Here is a 15972-nt window from a genome sequence, read left to right as displayed (position 1 = left end):
CTCGCCTTCCACTAAATTTTAGCGCGCGTCTAAGCTTGGATAAGGACGATGATTTGGTCCTGTATACAATTGACGCGGGCGACCAATTTTCTGTGCTGGATCCGAAATCATTTCGTTCCACTGTGCAACCCAACCCACGGTCCGCGATAGCGCAAACAACACGGTGAACATTTCCGTTGGGAAACCAATGGCCGACAGGATGATACCGGAGTAGAAATCTACGTTCGGGAACAGCTTCTTTTCGATGAAATAGGGGTCATTCAACGCCATTTCTTCCAGCTGCATCGCAACGTCGAAAATAGGATCGCTGATGTTCAGTTCGGCAAGAACCTCACGCACGGTCTGTTGCATGACCGAAGCGCGCGGGTCATAATTTTTGTAAACGCGATGTCCAAAGCCCATTAAACGGAATGGATCATTCTTGTCTTTCGCGCGCTCGATATAATGCGGGATACGATCGGGCGTGCCAATCTCGCGCAGCATGTTCAATGCAGCTTCGTTGGCGCCGCCATGGGCAGGGCCCCAAAGGCAAGCGATACCGGCGGCGATGCATGCAAAGGGATTGGCACCTGACGATCCAGCAAGACGGACGGTCGAGGTAGACGCGTTCTGTTCATGGTCAGCATGGAGGATGAAAATCCGGTCCATTGCGCGTTCAATGACAGGGTTTACGACATATTTTTCTGCTGGAACACCAAAGGTCATGCGCAGGAAATTGCCGGTGTAAGACAGGTTGTTGTCGGGATAGACAAAAGGCTGACCAACCGAATATTTATACGCCATGGCGGCAATTGTCGGCATCTTTGCGATCAAACGATGGCTTGAAATCATCCGGTGGGTTGGGTCGCTGATGTCGGTTGAGTCGTGGTAAAAGGCCGAAAGCGCGCCGACAACGCCGCACATGATGGCCATGGGGTGCGCGTCACGACGGAAGCCACGGTAAAAAGTTGCCAATTGCTCATGCAGCATGGTGTGCCGCGAGATTGTGTGACTGAACTGGTCGAGTTGTGCCTTGTTTGGCAATTCACCGTTCAGCAGCAGATAGGACACTTCCATAAAGCTAGACTGTTCGGACAGCTCTTCGATGGAGTATCCGCGATGCAGAAGGATGCCTTTGTCGCCATCAATAAACGTAAGGGCGGACTCACAGCTTGCGGTCGAGGTGAAGCCAGGATCAAAAGTGAAATGGTCTGAGGCCGCGTAGAGCTTGCGGATGTCGATCACGTCAGGACCTTCTGAACCCTGCATGATGGGCAAGTCATAGCTGTTATCGCCAACGGTGAGCGTTGCGTTTTTATCGGCCATTTTCAAACTCCAAATCTAATAAGCTTTTTACCGGGCTGCCCTTTAGAAAGGCATGTTTTTTTAATGATACGGTACGCGGGAGACGCCCGTAACGACAATCTAAGGCCCTTTAAGTGCCACTATTTCATGGGGAGAAAATGGCTATGTCGTTGCCTAGCCCAATGATAGGAAATGTGACGGCCGTCAAGGCAAACAATAGCTTCTTCTTCGTGGATAGATTGTTCTTTCGCCTGATGGTGCTAAATGTCTGTGGTGGAACAGGAATTTGGCAGATTGACCGCGGGCGAAGATGCCCGGTTCAGTGCGCGAAGAACGTTGTTTGTGGTTATAGAAAACTGGCTCGACCGCGAACGTGATCAAACACCCTTATGGCTGCCCGTTGGTATCGGATTCGGCGTTGCATTCTGGCAGTTTTTTGGCACCTCTGCTTGGGCCGGATTGGCCATAGCATGTGCTTCCTTGATGTTATTCGGGAACTTAGCGCCGCCCTATAGCCGGTTGCGGCAGTTGGCCCATATGGCGGCTGTTGCGATATTGCTTGGTTTTTTCCTGATTGCGTTTCGTTCAACGACCGTCGCCCAGCCCGTTTTAGGGAAGATATGGATTGGGGAGTTTTATGGACAGATTGAAGCTGTCGAAAAAATCTCCGCGCGCAATGTTTATCGGCTGAGGCTCGCGACAGGCAGCAATTCGGACTTACCGCCTTTTGTGCGCGTGAACCTGTCGCCGGAACAATATCAAGACGACTTTCAACCTGGTGCGATAATTCGCTTACGTGCGCGCCTGTTACCGCCTGCTGGGCCGACATTGCCCGGCGGATATGATTTTGCCCGACGGGCGTGGTTTCAACAGATTGGGGCAACAGGGACAGCTTTGGGGGAATTGCAGCTTTTTCGGAAAGCCGATGGCAGCGCATGGTTCGCGACGCAGCGCACCGTGCTGACAGAGCATATATTGGTATCCATGCCGCAAGGGAGTGGCCCAATAGGCGCGGCACTGGTCACCGGTGATCAGGGGCATATCAGCCCCGCCGATGCACAGGCCATGCGCGACAGCGGCTTGGCCCATCTTTTATCGATTAGCGGCCTGCATGTAACAGCGGTTGTTGGCTTCATCTTCATCGCGGTCAGTCGCCTCTTGTCCTTGTCATCTTGGCTGGCATTGCGCATTCCCATCCCCGTCGTTGCCGCAGGAACGGCAGCTTTGGGTGCGCTTGGCTATACGTTGTTAACGGGGGCCGAAGTACCCACTGTCCGATCCTGTATTGCGGCGATCCTCATCCTGATTGCGCTGGCGATGGGGCGCGAAGCGCTCACCCTACGATTGGTGGCCTTTGGTGCGTTGGTGGTGCTGATATTCTGGCCGGAAGCAATGGCTGGCCCCAGTTTTCAGCTTAGCTTTGCCGCTGTTGCGACAATCGTGGTCATGCATGATCTGTCCGTTGTTAAACGCTTCACCGAAAGGCGTGACGAAAGTTTTTTCAAAAAGGGCGCACGGGCAGTGGTGTCGCTCATCCTAACCGGCATCGCCATTGAGCTTGTCCTGACCCCCATTGCCCTGTTTCATTTCCATAAGGCCGGGCTTTACGGGGCTTTGGCCAATGTCGTGGCCATTCCGATGACGACCTTCATCATCATGCCTTTGGAAGCATTAGCACTGGTTTTTGATGTGGTGGGCTTGGGTCAACCCTTTTGGTGGCTGGCGGGGCAGGGTATCGCGGCGATACTAACACTCGCGCATTATGTCAGTGGCCTGCCCGGTGCGGTCACGATGCTGCCTGAGATGCCAATATGGGCCTTTGGAGCGTTTGTTGTTGGCGCGTTGATATTTGGTTTACTGACAACCAGTGTCCGTTACAGTGGTGTCCCGCTTTGTCTGTTTGGCATCTTCGCCATGGTGATGGCACCACGTCCGGACATATAGGTGACGGGCGATGGCAAGCATTTGGCCTTGGTCAGTGCAGATGGCGATATCGCATTGCTACGCGGCAGGGCGGGGGAGTTTGTGCGGGGGATGATTTCTGAAAAAGCCGGTAGCGACACAGAAGCATCACAGATTGAGGATTGGCCAGGTGCCCAGTGCACCGCCGACAATTGCGTGGTTACCCTGATGGGGAGGGAGCGTTCATGGACATTGTTAGCCACCAGAACACGCAACCCGATCCCGTCGATGGAAATGGCCGCGGCGTGTAAACGTGTTGATATCGTCGTCAGTGACAGATGGTTGCCGAAATCATGCCGTCCAAGATGGATAAAGGCGGACCGCCAATTGCTTGAACAAACGGGCGGCCTGGCCTTTTATCTGGAGGCACAACGCGTGGTAACCGCGAATGAAAATAGCCGCCATTTACCTTGGGTTCAGGCTGCGAATGTTGCACGCGCGGCAGATGCATCCCGTCAATGATATCGGCGAAGCAGTCCGGCCAGCTTACCCTGCACCTCAACCTCATGCTGTGCATAATATTGCGGTTCATAGCTGCCATTGGCGGGATCAAGACGGATCTGCTGACCTTCACGGCGCAGATATTTCAACGTCGCTTCCTCGCCGCGCACCAACGCCACCACAATTTCGCCATCGCGCGCGGTATTTGCCTTACGGATCAGGGCGTAATCGCCATCCAATATTCCCGCCTCAATCATCGAGTCACCGGACACCTCAAGTGCATAATGCTCTCCAGCACCCAACAATGCCATCGGCACGGACAATGAATTCTGACCTTCAAGCGCCTCAATCGGCACACCGGCGGCAATCTTGCCGTGGAGCGGGATTTCCATGACATCATTGGCGGCAACAGGAATTTGAATTTGCGGCTTGGTTTCCTTCACGGGGGCAAGGCGCGTCACATTGTTGCTGCCAAAACTCCCGCCTTCGGGCATTTTCATCACTTCAAGCGCGCGCGCACGGTTTGCCAAACGCCGAATGAAACCGCGTTCTTCCAACGCGCCGATCAAACGGTGCACCCCGGATTTACTCTTCAGATCAAGCGCCGCTTTCATCTCCTCAAAAGAGGGAGAGATGCCGCTTTCATCCAGTCGCTGGTTAATGAACACAAGTAGTTCGTGCTGTTTCGCCGTGAGCATATTCAGGGTTCCATCCTGTTGAACATGAATGGAACGATTAGAGAACAAAAGAGGTTAAGTCAAGAACAATCGCGCATTTTCTGTCCAAAATTTACAACAGGCGCATATATTGAACCATTGTGCCTTTGGGTCTTGGTGGAGCATATGGCTGTTGAATGAGCAAAGCATTGGCTTGAGATAAAGTGTGCGTCAGGCCGCTGTCCTGCACCATAAGCGGGGAAATATGGCCGCCTTCGGCTTTTGCGCGCACATACTCGGCGCGGTCTCCCCCTGCGGGTAAGTCGTGCGCGGTCGCCGCCGCAAAGTATGCGGGCAATGGCGATGTGCAGCCGGCCATGTGCTTTATGAGCGGCAATAGGAACAAAAATGCGGTGACGAAGGCAGAAGATGGGTTGCCGGGCAGGCCGAGGACCACCGCATTACCAATCTTGCCTGCCATCAAGGGCTTTCCGGGACGCATTGCAACTTTCCAGAAATCCATCTGGGCGCCGATGTTCAGCAACGCAGTCTGCACCAGATCATGATCGCCAACCGATGCACCGCCTGTTGTGACGATGATATCCACTTGTCCGGAAAGCGCCAATAAGCTGGTTTCCAACGCGTCCAAATCATCACGCAATATACCAGCGTCCGATACATCGCAGGGCAGGCCAGCCAGCATAGCTTGCAACATAGGGCTGTTGGAGCAGGGGATTTGGCCTAGACCAGCGACTGCACCAGCGGGTACCAATTCGTCGCCAGTGGCGGCAATCGCAATGCGCGGAATGCCACCAACAGCGAGCATTCCATGCTCTGCCATCGCAGCTACGGCAATCGCGCCTGCGTCGAGATAGGAACCTGCGGGCAGAATTTCGTCACCTGCCTGAAAATCGCTACCAAGTCGGCGGATATTGGCCCCGATCTTTAGTGCGTGGTTTTCGGATATGCGCATTATGTCGCCGTCGCGCAAAGCATTTTCTTGTATCAAGACGCTGTCCGCATTGTGCGGCACATAAGCGCCTGTAAAAATGCGAACGGCTTCGCCACTTTGCAAGGTGCCATTAAAGGGATGCCCGGCGGCGCTTTCGCCAATAACGCGCCATGGACCGGGAAAGTCTGCTACAGCGACGGCATAGCCATCCATGGCTGATAGATCTGCAGCCGGTTGCGTGCGATTGGCCACCAGTGGTGCGTGCAAATAATGCCGTATGGCCTGCAGCAATTCTTGTTCAATCGGGGGCAAAGGAGAGGCCAAAGCCAGCAACCTGGCCTGCGCTTCTGCAACCGAGATCATGCCCGATAGTCGCCCGATTTGCCGCCTGTTTTGGACAGCAAGCGTATGTCCGAAATGATCATGGATTTATCCAGCGCCTTGGCCATATCATAAAGGGTCAACAAGGTCACGCTGACCGCGGTCAAGGCCTCCATCTCCACACCCGTTGGCCCGTTCAAGCGCACCCGCGCTTCGACACGAATCGACGTGGCTTCATATTCGAAATCGACACTTATTTTGGACAACATCAACGGGTGGCACAAAGGAATGAGATCGCTCGTCTTCTTCGCCGCCAATATGCCAGCGATGCGCGCCGTGCCCAACACATCGCCTTTTTTCATATTACCGGCGCGTATCGCTGCTAATGCTTCGGCAGACATGGATATCCGGCCTACGGCAACCGCCTCCCGCGCAGTGTCCGCTTTGGCCGACACATCGACCATATGCGCGCCACCATCCTTGTCCAGATGCGTGAGATCAGCCATGACCCGTCAAAAGCCTTTGTGTTGCGGATTGAACATCATCTTGCCGCATCAGGCTCTCCCCGACAAGGAAGGTGTTAACGCCGGCCTCTGCCATGCGTAGGCAATCGGCATGCGTCGATATCCCGCTTTCGCAGACGAGCAAAATGTCATCCGGCACCAGTTTCGCCAGACGTTCTGTTGTGGCCAGATCCACTTCAAAGGTTTTCAAATTGCGGTTGTTCACGCCGACCAGCTTGGATTTCAAATGTTTGAGCGCGCGTTCAAGTTCGGCCTCGTCATGGACCTCCACCAGCACATCGAGACCTTCGCGCCGCGCGGCATCCTCAATCTCGATCATCACAACATCGTCCAGCGCGGCTACGATAATCAATATCGCATCACCGCCCATCGCGCGCGCTTCTGTACATTGCCACGGGTCGACCATGAAATCCTTGCGGATCACGGGTAGTTCACATGCGCTGCGCGCCGCGATCAGATAATCCTCATGCCCTTGAAAATAAGGTGCATCGGTCAAAACGGACAGACACGCTGCGCCGCCTGTCTGATAGGCCACTGCATGCGCCGCTGGGTCGAAATCCGCACGGATCAGGCCTTTGGAAGGGCTTGCTTTTTTGATCTCCGCAATCAGCGCAATGCTGGTCTGGCTTTTGCGCCGCAGCGCCGCTTCAAATCCGCGAGGAGCCGACGGCGTTGGCCAATGCGCGAAGCCTTTTGGCTTACGTTCTGAAACCTCGACGCGCTTGGTCGCGCAAATTTCTGCGAGCTTGTCCGCCATCAATAGGCCACCCAACAATTGAGCAGCGCATTTGCAAGACCCTTGTCAATGGCTTCCGCTGCTTCTTCCACGCCCTCTGGCATAGTCTCAACAACCCCGGCGACGACCAAAGCTGCAGCCGCATTGAACAACACAGCGTCCCGATGGGCGCCATGTTCGCCTTGAAGCAGGTTGCGCAAGGCAAGAGCATTATGCTGCGCATCGCCGCCACGAATGGCTTCAACAGGATAAGAAGGAAGGCCGGCATCCGCCGCCGTTGTGCGCTGGTAGCGAACGCCACCTGCATCAACCACAGCAACTGCATTGCCGCCTGCAAGGCTCAATTCATCCAAGCCTTCGTCGCCCGAAATGACCCGCGCATGTTCGGTGCCCAAATGATGCAGCGCCTCTGCATAAACAGGAACATAAGCCGGGTTCGCAATGCCGATAAGCTGCCGTTTAACGCCCGCAGGATTGGCCAAAGGGCCCATCAGGTTAAAAATTGTCCGTTGGCCAATGCGTTGGCGGATCGGCTGAATATGTTTCATCGCGGGATGGTGATTGGCGGCGAACAGGAAACAGATACCCAAATCCTTGAGCGTTTCTTCCGCCATCTGGCCCGCGCGTTCCATGTTGAGGCCAAGCGCCTCCAACGTGTCCGCTGCACCTGCCTTCGACGATGCGGCGCGGTTGCCATGCTTGGCGACTGGCACGTCGCACGCCGCAACAACCAAAGACACGGCTGTGGAGACATTCAACGTATGATGACCATCACCACCCGTGCCACAAACATCTATTGCACCCTCTGGTGCGTCTATGGGGATCAGTCGGTTGCGCATCGCCTGCGCCGCAGCCGCGATTTCAACCATCGTCTCACCACGCGCGGTTAACGCAATCAGAAAGGCCTCAATCTCCTCCTCTGACGCACGGGCATCTAATATGTCGGCAAAGGCCTGAGCCGCCTCGTCATGGTCGAACGGATTCCGCGGGTCGGGTAACATAACAAAGCGGCTCACGTATTTTCTCTTTGAACTTTATCCGTGACCGCCAACCCCGCAATACGCATGAAATTGGCCAACATCGCGTGCCCATGCTCGGTCGCAATGCTTTCGGGGTGAAACTGCACACTGTGGATTGGCAATGTGGCGTGACGGAAACCCATCACATGGCCGTCGTCGCTGGTGGCATTAACAACCAAGCTCGAGGGGACATTTTCCACAATTAACGAGTGGTAGCGCGTCGCCTGAAACGGGGAGGGCAATCCTGCGAACAGGCCGCTATTATCATGGGTCAGTGGTGATGTTTTGCCGTGCATTAAACCGCCGCGCGCGACGGTGCCGCCAAAATGTTGCCCAATCGTCTGGTGGCCAAGGCAGACGCCGAGCAGTGGCTTACCAGCATCGGCACAAGCGGCGACGAGATCAAGGCTTACGCCCGCTTCATTTGGCGTTTTTGGTCCGGGGGAAATCAGGAACGCTTGCGCACCCGATGACAAAGCTTGCCCTGCGGAAATATCGTCATTGCGGACAACTTCTACCTCAGCGCCAAGTTCCATCAGATAATGGACAAGGTTCCAAGTAAAGCTGTCATAATTGTCGATGACTAAGATCATGCGGCGTCCCTAGCGACTTTGCCGCGTGGGTGGAAGAGGCACTATTGCCCGAATTTAGCTTCACCCGCCACACGAATGGCTTCGCGCGCCGCGGCAATGAGTGCGCCCGCCTTTGCCTCACATTCGCGTTGTTCATATTCGGGGTTGCTGTCGGCAACAATGCCAGCGCCGGCCTGCACATGCATAATGCCGTCTTTGACCACCGCCGTGCGCAGGACGATACAACTATCCATATCGCCATTGGGCGAGAAATAGCCGACCCCGCCCGCATAAGCCCCGCGGGTTTCAGGTTCCAGCTCCGCTATGATTTCGCACGCGCGGACCTTGGGCGCGCCGGAAACTGTGCCTGCCGGAAAGCCGGCAAATAAGGCGTCAATCGCGTCTTTATCATCAGCCAATTCACCTACCACGTTGGACACGATGTGCATTACGTGGCTGTAAAATTCGACCATATAGCTATCAGTAACTGTAACGCTGCCGCCCTTGGTTACGCGGCCCACATCGTTGCGACCCAAATCGAGTAGCATGAGATGTTCGGCTCGCTCTTTGGGGTCGGCCAGCAGGGATGCCTTGTTTTCTGCGTCTTCAATGCTGCTTTTGCCGCGCGGCCGTGTTCCCGCAATTGGCCGTATTGTCACTTCGCCGCCACGTGCACGCACCAAGATTTCCGGGCTTGAACCGATAAGCGCAAATCCCGGAAGGTCGATGAAATACAGGAATGGGGAAGGGTTAATCCGCCGCAAAGCGCGGTACAGATGCACTGGTGGCAAATCAAATGGCGCGGTGAACCGCTGCGCCAGAACAACTTGGAAAATGTCGCCCGCTTGTATGTAATCCTTGGCTGCGGTGACCATGTCTGCATAGCGTCCGGCGGGAAGGACGGGCTGCAGCTGCAGCTCTTGCCCATCTTTCTGCGCCGTTGGCTCTGCCTGGGCGACATGCCCCGCATCGAGCAACCGTTCTGCCTCATCCAAGCGCTCATGGGCCAGTGCAATGGCTTGCACGTCTGCCATGCCCGTCCAAACTGGGGCCACAAGGAACATCTCGTCCTTTAGGCGATCGAACAAAAGAATGACCGTTGGCCGCACAAACAGCATGTCGGGCAATTCCAGCGCCGACTGCGGTGCACGGGGAAGTTTCTCGACCAAACCAATAGTTTCATAGCCGAAATAGCCAACAAGGCAGGCAAGTGCAGGTGGCAGTTCTTCAGAGACATCCATCCGGCATTCTGCCGCTAAGGCTCGCAATGCGTCGAGCGACGGCAACGGGGAGGGAACAAACGCATCCCGATCTGTCATCCATTGGCTGTTGATTTCTGCCTTGTTGCCAGCGGCGCGGAAGACAAGGTCAGGCGCTATGCCAATTAGGCTATGGCGACCGCGTGTTTCGCCGCCCTCGACCGATTCCAAAATAAAATCGCCGCGCTCTGCCTCAAACAATTTTAGCGCAGCCGACACCGGTGTTTCGGTGTCGGCGATGCGCTTTCGCCAAATGAGCTGCGGCTTAATTGCCGTCACGACTTGTCAGGCGGGTGCGGAGTTCTTCAATCCCGCCTTCATTCTTTTCAACGCCAGCGTTTTTCGCTGCAGATAATATCATCTGTGCGGCATATTCCTGCTGCAAAATGCCTGAAAGCTCCTGTTTGCGCGCCATCAGCATGGGCGCGTTACCACCCGCATCCCCCTTTATTACGTCGGTAAGATGTACCACATACCAACCGCGATTCTCACGCGCCGCAAGAATTTTTGCTGTGCCCTTTTTCATGGCGAACATCATCGACAATGGCGGTGGCGCAGGTTGACCATCGCGAGAGATATCCGCGCGGGTACCGCTAAGGCGCTCAATCTGTGCGCCCTTGATACCGGCGGCGGCAAGCGCCGTCTGAAGCGGCTGCCCCGCATCTACGGCCTTGCGCAAGGCATCGGCAGCAGCACGCGCGGCCTTTGCACCTTCCGAAAACGCCCATTGTTCTTGCACAATGCTACGGACGCTATTCAAAGGCGGAGGTGCCGCTTCGTCGAAATCCGCAACTGCAATCATAGCGAATTTTTCACCAGGAATTAGCTCAATCAATTGCGCTTCGCCACTGGTTTCCATTTGGAACGCTGCCGGCAACATGGCTGCCATTTCTGCGATTGGTTTATAGGATGGATTGCTGATGTCCTGGCCAGTCGCAAGCAGTTTAGGGGAGGTGTTGATCGTTAACCCATTTTGCTTTGCCACATCGGATATGGTTGCGCCGTCCGCGAACGCATCTTCGATCTCGGCCGTCATTTCGGTCAGCATTTCTTCGCTGCGCGTTTTGAGCAATTCCTTCTCAATGTCGGCGCGCGCGGCTGCAAGCGATTTTGCCGCAACATTATTGATGGCATCGACACGGGCCACCGTCCAACCGAGCTTGCCACGTGCTGGTTTTGCAACGCTGCCCTGCGCTGCGGCGAATACCGCATTCGCCACTGCTGGCGTTGTTAAGCTCGTCAGGCTGTCTTTGCTGACGTTTATCGATGTCGTCACCGATAGGCCCAGTTCTCCAGCAACTGCCGAAAGCGACTTGCCCGCAGCAACCTGCGCGACAACTGATTTGGCCGCGGCCTCTGTTGGCACAATCATTTGGCTGATATTTCGTGTTTGTGAGGCTGCAAACTGCGCGGCATTTGCTTTATAATAAGCCGCAATGTCCGCCTCGGTTGGCTTGGCGCGTTGTGCAATGATGTCGCGCCCAAAGATTGCATAGCTGATAGCGCGCTTTTCGGGGATAGTGAACTTGACGGCATTGGCGCTGTAGAACTTTGCCAGCACGGCCTCGCTTGGCGCACGCGTTGGCAAGAATGCTGTCGCCGGAATGGACGCAATCTGTCCGGTGCGTTGCTCCAACAATAAAGAGGCATAAGGCAAAACCATGCCGTCAGGCGCAGCTGGACCGCTGGCGGCTGCGGGCAAAATCTGCTGTGCGAACAAATTTTGAGTTAAATCATCGCGAATTGCTTTTTCACTGACGCCGATTTGTTGGGCAAAGGCGCGAAACGCGTCGGCGCTGAATTTTCCATCGAGCCCCATGGCGCCCGGGATTTTGCGTATTTCGGAATCTACCAGGCGCTTGCTCACTGCAATGCCATGCTCTTCGCCGAAAACCGCAATGGCATAACGGTTAATTAATTGTTCCAAAGTGGAATCTAATCCGCCGCCATCAACAAATTGAGTCATATCCAGCGTTGGTGTGTTCTGACGCTCCGCCCGCAATTGGTTTTCAAGCGAGTCATTCAGTTCACTTAAGGTGATGTTCTTGTCGCCTACGCTGGCCACGTTACCGCCACTTAATGCGCCGAAATTACCGGAACCGCTAACATCGCCAAGGGCAAAGGCAATGGCGATCAATCCAACGAATAAAAGCGCGAAAAGCGCGCCGAATTTTGAATTAATGAGCGAACGGATGGAGCTAATCATGAACTAGAATTTCCTGCATATGCGGGGCTAAATGCCTTCTGTGTGCCGCTTTAGGCGGCAAGGCGCTGGCAATCAAGGGATAGACTTGCCCAAATGGCGGAAAGCATGGATAGCCAAGAAAGATTCGTACCGCAGGGTTATAGAGGGTTTCAGATGCGTAAGTTTATTATCGGCAATTGGAAAATGAACGGCTTGTCCTGTGATCTGGACGAGATAGTCACAATTTCTGCCGTGGCGCAGCTTCATACTTCTGTGGATTCGGCTTTATGTGTTCCGGCCACGCTTATCGAACGCGCCGTAAAAGCCGTTGGCGCGTTTCCGATCGGCGGCCAAGATTGTCACATGCATAAATCAGGCGCGCATACAGGATGCGTTTCCGGCGACATGTTATCCGATGCAGGCGCTGTGCTGACCATCATTGGTCATAGCGAACGTCGCGCAGCGCAGCAGGAACAGGACAGCGACATCCGCGCCAAAGCTGAAGCGGCGCAGGCAGCGGGTTTGAAGGCCATTCTATGCGTCGGCGAAACGCTTGAAGAACGCGAAGCTGGCAAAGCGTTGGAGATTGTCCTCGGTCAAGTTGCGCATTCCTTACCCGACGCTGCGGCAGGCGGATGGCTTAGCGTCGCCTACGAACCTGTATGGGCCATAGGAACGGGCCGTGTTGCGGAACCCGCCGATGTCGCAGAAATGCATGCCGCCATTCGCGCTTCTCTGGTTGCGCGTTTCGGCGCGGAAGGCGAAAAGATCCGCATTTTATACGGCGGATCCATGAACGGCGACAATGCCGCGATCTTATTGGCAGTGCCAAATGTTGACGGTGGATTGATTGGCGGGGCGAGCCTCACTGCCGCTAAATTCCAGCCGATATTGGCTGCGGCCCAAGCTAAAGGCGAATAGCATTGAAGAATTGTTATGCGCTCGCTATGTGGGCGCGATAAACATTGGCGCTTTGCCTTTCAAATTCGGAATTTCTGTCATGGGTATTTTTCATTTTCTCATCGTCCTTCAGGCCATTGTCGCGGCATCGCTCGTTGGCGTCATCTTGATGCAGCGTTCCGAAGGCGGTGGCTTGGGGATGGGGGGAAGCCCATCGGGCCTCATGTCCGCCCGCGGTGCAGCCGACTTTTTGACCCGCACAACCACGATCTTGGCAACCGTGTTCATCCTTCTGTCGATATCACTGGCATTTGTTGCGGCAAAAAAGGGCGGTACCGGTGAAATCGACAACAGCTTGCAACGCACCGAAGTGCCTGCAGCGCCGACTGCGCCTGTGACGAATGCTCCGGCTGCTGCGACGCCTGCAGTGCCTACGCCTGCAACCGAAGTGCCGCTCGACAAATAATTGTTGCGGTCGGAAACGCCGTTTTACACAGGTTAATTTTCATCTGCCGGATTCGCACGCTTGTGTTTTGGTGAAAAGATAGCTTAGGCCTTTTCTCCCATGACACGGTTCATTTTTATCACCGGTGGCGTGGTCTCCTCGCTTGGCAAAGGTCTTATGGCGGCATCGCTTGCTGCCCTTTTGCAAGCGCGCGGCTATCGCGTCCGCATCCGGAAGTTCGACCCTTATCTGAACGTCGACCCAGGAACGATGTCGCCTTATCAACATGGCGAAGTTTATGTGACTGATGACGGAGCGGAAACCGACCTAGATCTTGGCCATTATGAGCGCTTTACTGGCGTTTCGGCGCGTCAGTCGGACAACATCACTTCGGGCCGAATTTATCAGACGATTATCCAAAAGGAACGTCGCGGTGATTATCTTGGCGCAACGGTGCAGGTCATACCGCACGTTACCGATGCCATTAAAGAATTCGCCAAGGCCGAGACACAGGACCTGGATTTCGTTCTGTGCGAAATCGGCGGCACGGTAGGCGATATCGAATCGCTGCCGTTTATTGAGGCCATTCGCCAGTTGCGGAATGAACTGGGGCGCGAACGGACCTTATCCGTTCACGTGACCTTGGTTCCCTATATCGCCGCCGCAGGTGAGTTGAAGACCAAACCCACACAGCATAGCGTGCGCGAATTGACGTCGCTGGGTATTCAACCCGATGTGTTGCTGTGCCGTTGCGAACATCCGTTGCCAGAAACAGAGCGCGCGAAAATCGCGGCGTTTTGTAATGTGCGTAAAGAGGCAGTTATTCCTGCGTTGGACGCAAAGAGCATTTATGCTGTGCCCCTACAATATCATGCCGAAGGGCTTGATAATGAAGTGCTGCGGGCATTTGGCCTTGAATCGGAAGGCGAGCCTGACCTTGGCCGTTGGGACGATATCATAGATCGGCAATCAAACCCCGAGGGCGAGGTGACGATTGGCGTTGTCGGCAAATATGTCGGCCTTGCTGACGCCTATAAATCACTCAACGAGGCTTTAACCCATGGCGGCCTGTCGAACCGTGTGAAGGTTAACATCAAATGGATTGACGCCGAATTGTTCGAGCAATCCGAAGATGACATTGCCACAGCGCTTGAGCCCATGAACGCCATTTTGGTTCCTGGCGGATTTGGCGAACGCGGCTCTGAAGGCAAGATTGCGGCGGTTAAATTCGCCCGCGAACGTCAGGTGCCCTTTTTCGGCATATGCTTGGGCATGCAAATGGCTTGTATTGAGGGCGCACGGAACACCGCAGGCCTATCGGGCGCATCCAGCACGGAATTTGGTCCCACAAATGAACCGGTCGTGGGAATCATCACGGAATGGATGAGCCAAGAGGGTATTCAAAAGCGTGAAACGGGCGGTGACATGGGCGGTACAATGCGTCTTGGCGCATATGATGCCGTGCTGGCTGGCAATAGCCATGTCGCGTCAATTTACGGCACACAGGACATATCCGAGCGGCATCGCCATCGTTATGAGGTGAATGTTCATTATAAGAACGCGCTGGAGCAGGGCGGTCTGGTGTTTAGCGGCATGTCACCCGATGGGGAATTACCGGAGATTGTCGAGCGTCCCGACCATCCATGGTTCATCGGCGTTCAGTTCCACCCAGAATTGAAATCACGCCCATTTGCGCCGCACCCCTTGTTCGCCAGCTTCGTGAAAGCTGCGTTGCAACAGAGCCGCTTGGTATAAGGCACGCTTCAGGTATTTCTGAACGCTTATGCAGAAAGTGAAGGGGCGGCGCGTCTGTATCGTCCGCCCCAATCTCTCTAGCTTAAGCGGCTTGCGGCCCTTTTTTCGTGGGCACGGCATCATGTTCAATCACATTGGACGCAGTTTTTGCGCCAATCACGATTTTGCGCGGCTTTAACGCTTCGGGCACTTCACGCACAAGGGTGATGATGAGAAGGCCATCGGCCATGTCTGCATCAATCACATGAATATGATCGGCGAGCTGAAACCGACGCTCGAAATTCCGGTTTGCGATGCCCATATGAAGGAAATCGCGATTATCATTGTTTTCGGACTGCTTGCTGCCGGTGACAATCAGCAGATTTTGCTGCGCAACGATATCGACCTCATCGATTTTAAATCCGGCAACGGCAACAGTGACCTTATAGTCATTTTCGCCCGTGCGTTCGATGTTGAATGGTGGGTAATTTTCATTTTGCGCGGCGCGGCCTGTGGTTTCGAGCAGCTCAAAAAGGCGGTCAAAGCCAACAGTATTCCGGCGATAAGGTGTAAAATCAAAACGGTTCATTTCAAATTCTCCATCAAGCAATTTGGTTCGTCGATAACCCCGCAGATGCAGCGGCCAGCATGTTCGTTTTGGAGCCCTTCGGCCTCCGGTAGGCAAGATGGTATGCGGCAAAAAAATTGCAAGAGCAAAAAAGGCAGCAAAATTGACCACGACAAAAACAAGGCCGCTCGGAGTTTCCGAACGGCCTCGCGTTGCGGCTTTTTTGCCGCGTGGTTTCAGGCCTCTACCGGTCCCCACCGGCGGGTCTGATTTTCTCCCTGAACCATCGGCCATATTCGGCTATCGATGCATTCCTTGTCTGCATCATCTTTTGGCATTCGCTTTGCAAATGGAACCAAACACTCGCTCACATTTTTTCCAATGCTGTGGCGTCCCTGCAACAATAGTTGCAAG

General features: G+C 54.6%; 15 protein-coding genes. 5 read left to right on the top strand and 10 right to left on the bottom strand.

The window, feature by feature from the left end; all coding sequences use genetic code 11:
• Positions 1-18: 18 nt before the first annotated feature.
• Positions 19-1305 carry a citrate synthase gene (locus ACILP4_RS06040; protein WP_395619843.1) on the bottom strand — a complete coding sequence of 429 codons (1287 nt, stop codon included), beginning with the start codon at positions 1303-1305 and terminating at the stop codon, positions 19-21.
• A 321-nt stretch (positions 1306-1626) separates the two neighbouring features.
• Here ACILP4_RS06040 and ACILP4_RS06035 point away from each other — a divergent pair, with 321 nt between their 5' ends.
• Both ACILP4_RS06035 and ACILP4_RS06030 read left to right on the top strand, forming a co-directional pair.
• Complete coding sequence (locus tag ACILP4_RS06035) at positions 1627-3228, top strand: ComEC/Rec2 family competence protein (protein WP_395619842.1); 1602 nt, start codon at positions 1627-1629, stop codon at positions 3226-3228.
• A complete protein-coding gene (locus ACILP4_RS06030) occupies positions 3229-3708 on the top strand; it encodes a hypothetical protein (protein ID WP_395619841.1) in 480 nt (159 codons plus the stop codon).
• On the opposite strand, the gene lexA is transcribed toward ACILP4_RS06030, so the two are convergent.
• The 8 genes from lexA to ACILP4_RS05990 form a co-directional block, all read right to left on the bottom strand.
• Positions 3702-4385, bottom strand: coding sequence for a transcriptional repressor LexA (gene lexA / locus ACILP4_RS06025; RefSeq protein WP_395619840.1), 684 nt, complete (start codon positions 4383-4385; stop codon positions 3702-3704). The genes ACILP4_RS06030 and lexA overlap by 7 nt on opposite strands.
• Before the next feature lie 91 nt (positions 4386-4476).
• A complete protein-coding gene (locus ACILP4_RS06020; RefSeq protein WP_395619839.1) occupies positions 4477-5658 on the bottom strand; it encodes a molybdopterin molybdotransferase MoeA in 1182 nt (393 codons plus the stop codon).
• Positions 5655-6122: a cyclic pyranopterin monophosphate synthase MoaC gene (moaC, locus tag ACILP4_RS06015; protein ID WP_395619838.1), complete on the bottom strand. Its 468-nt coding sequence runs from the start codon at positions 6120-6122 to the stop codon at positions 5655-5657. Before moaC ends, ACILP4_RS06020 begins: the two co-directional genes overlap by 4 nt.
• Positions 6115-6897 (bottom strand): indole-3-glycerol phosphate synthase TrpC, encoded by a 783-nt coding sequence (gene trpC / locus ACILP4_RS06010; protein ID WP_395619837.1) that lies wholly within the window; start codon positions 6895-6897, stop codon positions 6115-6117. The genes moaC and trpC overlap by 8 nt, the downstream gene beginning before the upstream one ends.
• Positions 6897-7892: an anthranilate phosphoribosyltransferase gene (gene trpD / locus ACILP4_RS06005; RefSeq protein ID WP_395619836.1), complete on the bottom strand. Its 996-nt coding sequence runs from the start codon at positions 7890-7892 to the stop codon at positions 6897-6899. Before trpD ends, trpC begins: the two co-directional genes overlap by 1 nt.
• Entirely contained in the window at positions 7889-8488 is a 600-nt protein-coding gene (locus ACILP4_RS06000) for an anthranilate synthase component II (RefSeq protein ID WP_395619835.1), read from the bottom strand. Before ACILP4_RS06000 ends, trpD begins: the two co-directional genes overlap by 4 nt.
• 41 nt (positions 8489-8529) lie before the next feature.
• A complete protein-coding gene (trpE, locus tag ACILP4_RS05995) occupies positions 8530-10005 on the bottom strand; it encodes an anthranilate synthase component I (RefSeq protein WP_395619834.1) in 1476 nt (491 codons plus the stop codon).
• The gene (locus ACILP4_RS05990; RefSeq protein ID WP_395619833.1) at positions 9992-11932 is read right to left on the bottom strand and encodes a peptidylprolyl isomerase; all 1941 of its coding nucleotides are present in this window, start codon (positions 11930-11932) and stop codon (positions 9992-9994) included. Before ACILP4_RS05990 ends, trpE begins: the two co-directional genes overlap by 14 nt.
• A 153-nt stretch (positions 11933-12085) precedes the next feature.
• On the opposite strand from ACILP4_RS05990, the gene tpiA reads away from it, so the two are divergent.
• The 3 genes from tpiA to ACILP4_RS05975 all read left to right on the top strand — a co-directional run bounded on the left by tpiA (position 12086) and on the right by ACILP4_RS05975 (position 15011).
• The gene (gene tpiA / locus ACILP4_RS05985) at positions 12086-12832 is read left to right on the top strand and encodes a triose-phosphate isomerase (protein WP_395619832.1); all 747 of its coding nucleotides are present in this window, start codon (positions 12086-12088) and stop codon (positions 12830-12832) included.
• A gap of 85 nt (positions 12833-12917) precedes the next feature.
• Positions 12918-13277, top strand: a complete 360-nt coding sequence (gene secG / locus ACILP4_RS05980; protein WP_395619880.1) for a preprotein translocase subunit SecG — start codon at positions 12918-12920, stop codon at positions 13275-13277.
• A 99-nt stretch (positions 13278-13376) separates the two neighbouring features.
• Complete coding sequence (locus ACILP4_RS05975) at positions 13377-15011, top strand: CTP synthase (RefSeq protein ID WP_395619831.1); 1635 nt, start codon at positions 13377-13379, stop codon at positions 15009-15011.
• Between the two features lie 82 nt (positions 15012-15093).
• On the opposite strand, the gene ACILP4_RS05970 is transcribed toward ACILP4_RS05975, so the two are convergent.
• The gene (locus tag ACILP4_RS05970; protein ID WP_395619830.1) at positions 15094-15579 is read right to left on the bottom strand and encodes an Hsp20 family protein; all 486 of its coding nucleotides are present in this window, start codon (positions 15577-15579) and stop codon (positions 15094-15096) included.
• Positions 15580-15972 lie beyond the last annotated feature (393 nt).

Origin of the sequence: Sphingorhabdus sp., from assembly GCF_044239045.1 — a bacterium.
Taxonomy (GTDB): Bacteria; Pseudomonadota; Alphaproteobacteria; order Sphingomonadales; family Sphingomonadaceae; genus Sphingorhabdus_B.
The sequence above is the reverse complement of the archived record's forward strand: the minus strand, read 5'-3'. Positions and strand labels throughout refer to the sequence as shown.

What these genes read in the sequence shown, in the direction of transcription:
- ACILP4_RS06040 (WP_395619843.1), bottom strand. Translation starts at nt 1,305, where the DNA reads ATGGCCGATAAAAACGCAACGCTCACCGTTGGCGATAACAGCTATGAC.
- lexA (WP_395619840.1), bottom strand. Translation starts at nt 4,385, where the DNA reads ATGCTCACGGCGAAACAGCACGAACTACTTGTGTTCATTAACCAGCGA.
- ACILP4_RS06020 (WP_395619839.1), bottom strand. Translation starts at nt 5,658, where the DNA reads ATGATCTCGGTTGCAGAAGCGCAGGCCAGGTTGCTGGCTTTGGCCTCT.
- moaC (WP_395619838.1), bottom strand. Translation starts at nt 6,122, where the DNA reads ATGGCTGATCTCACGCATCTGGACAAGGATGGTGGCGCGCATATGGTC.
- trpC (WP_395619837.1), bottom strand. Translation starts at nt 6,897, where the DNA reads ATGGCGGACAAGCTCGCAGAAATTTGCGCGACCAAGCGCGTCGAGGTT.
- ACILP4_RS06000 (WP_395619835.1), bottom strand. Translation starts at nt 8,488, where the DNA reads ATGATCTTAGTCATCGACAATTATGACAGCTTTACTTGGAACCTTGTC.
- ACILP4_RS05990 (WP_395619833.1), bottom strand. Translation starts at nt 11,932, where the DNA reads ATGATTAGCTCCATCCGTTCGCTCATTAATTCAAAATTCGGCGCGCTT.
- tpiA (WP_395619832.1), top strand. Translation starts at nt 12,086, where the DNA reads ATGCGTAAGTTTATTATCGGCAATTGGAAAATGAACGGCTTGTCCTGT.
- ACILP4_RS05975 (WP_395619831.1), top strand. Translation starts at nt 13,377, where the DNA reads ATGACACGGTTCATTTTTATCACCGGTGGCGTGGTCTCCTCGCTTGGC.
- ACILP4_RS05970 (WP_395619830.1), bottom strand. Translation starts at nt 15,579, where the DNA reads ATGAACCGTTTTGATTTTACACCTTATCGCCGGAATACTGTTGGCTTT.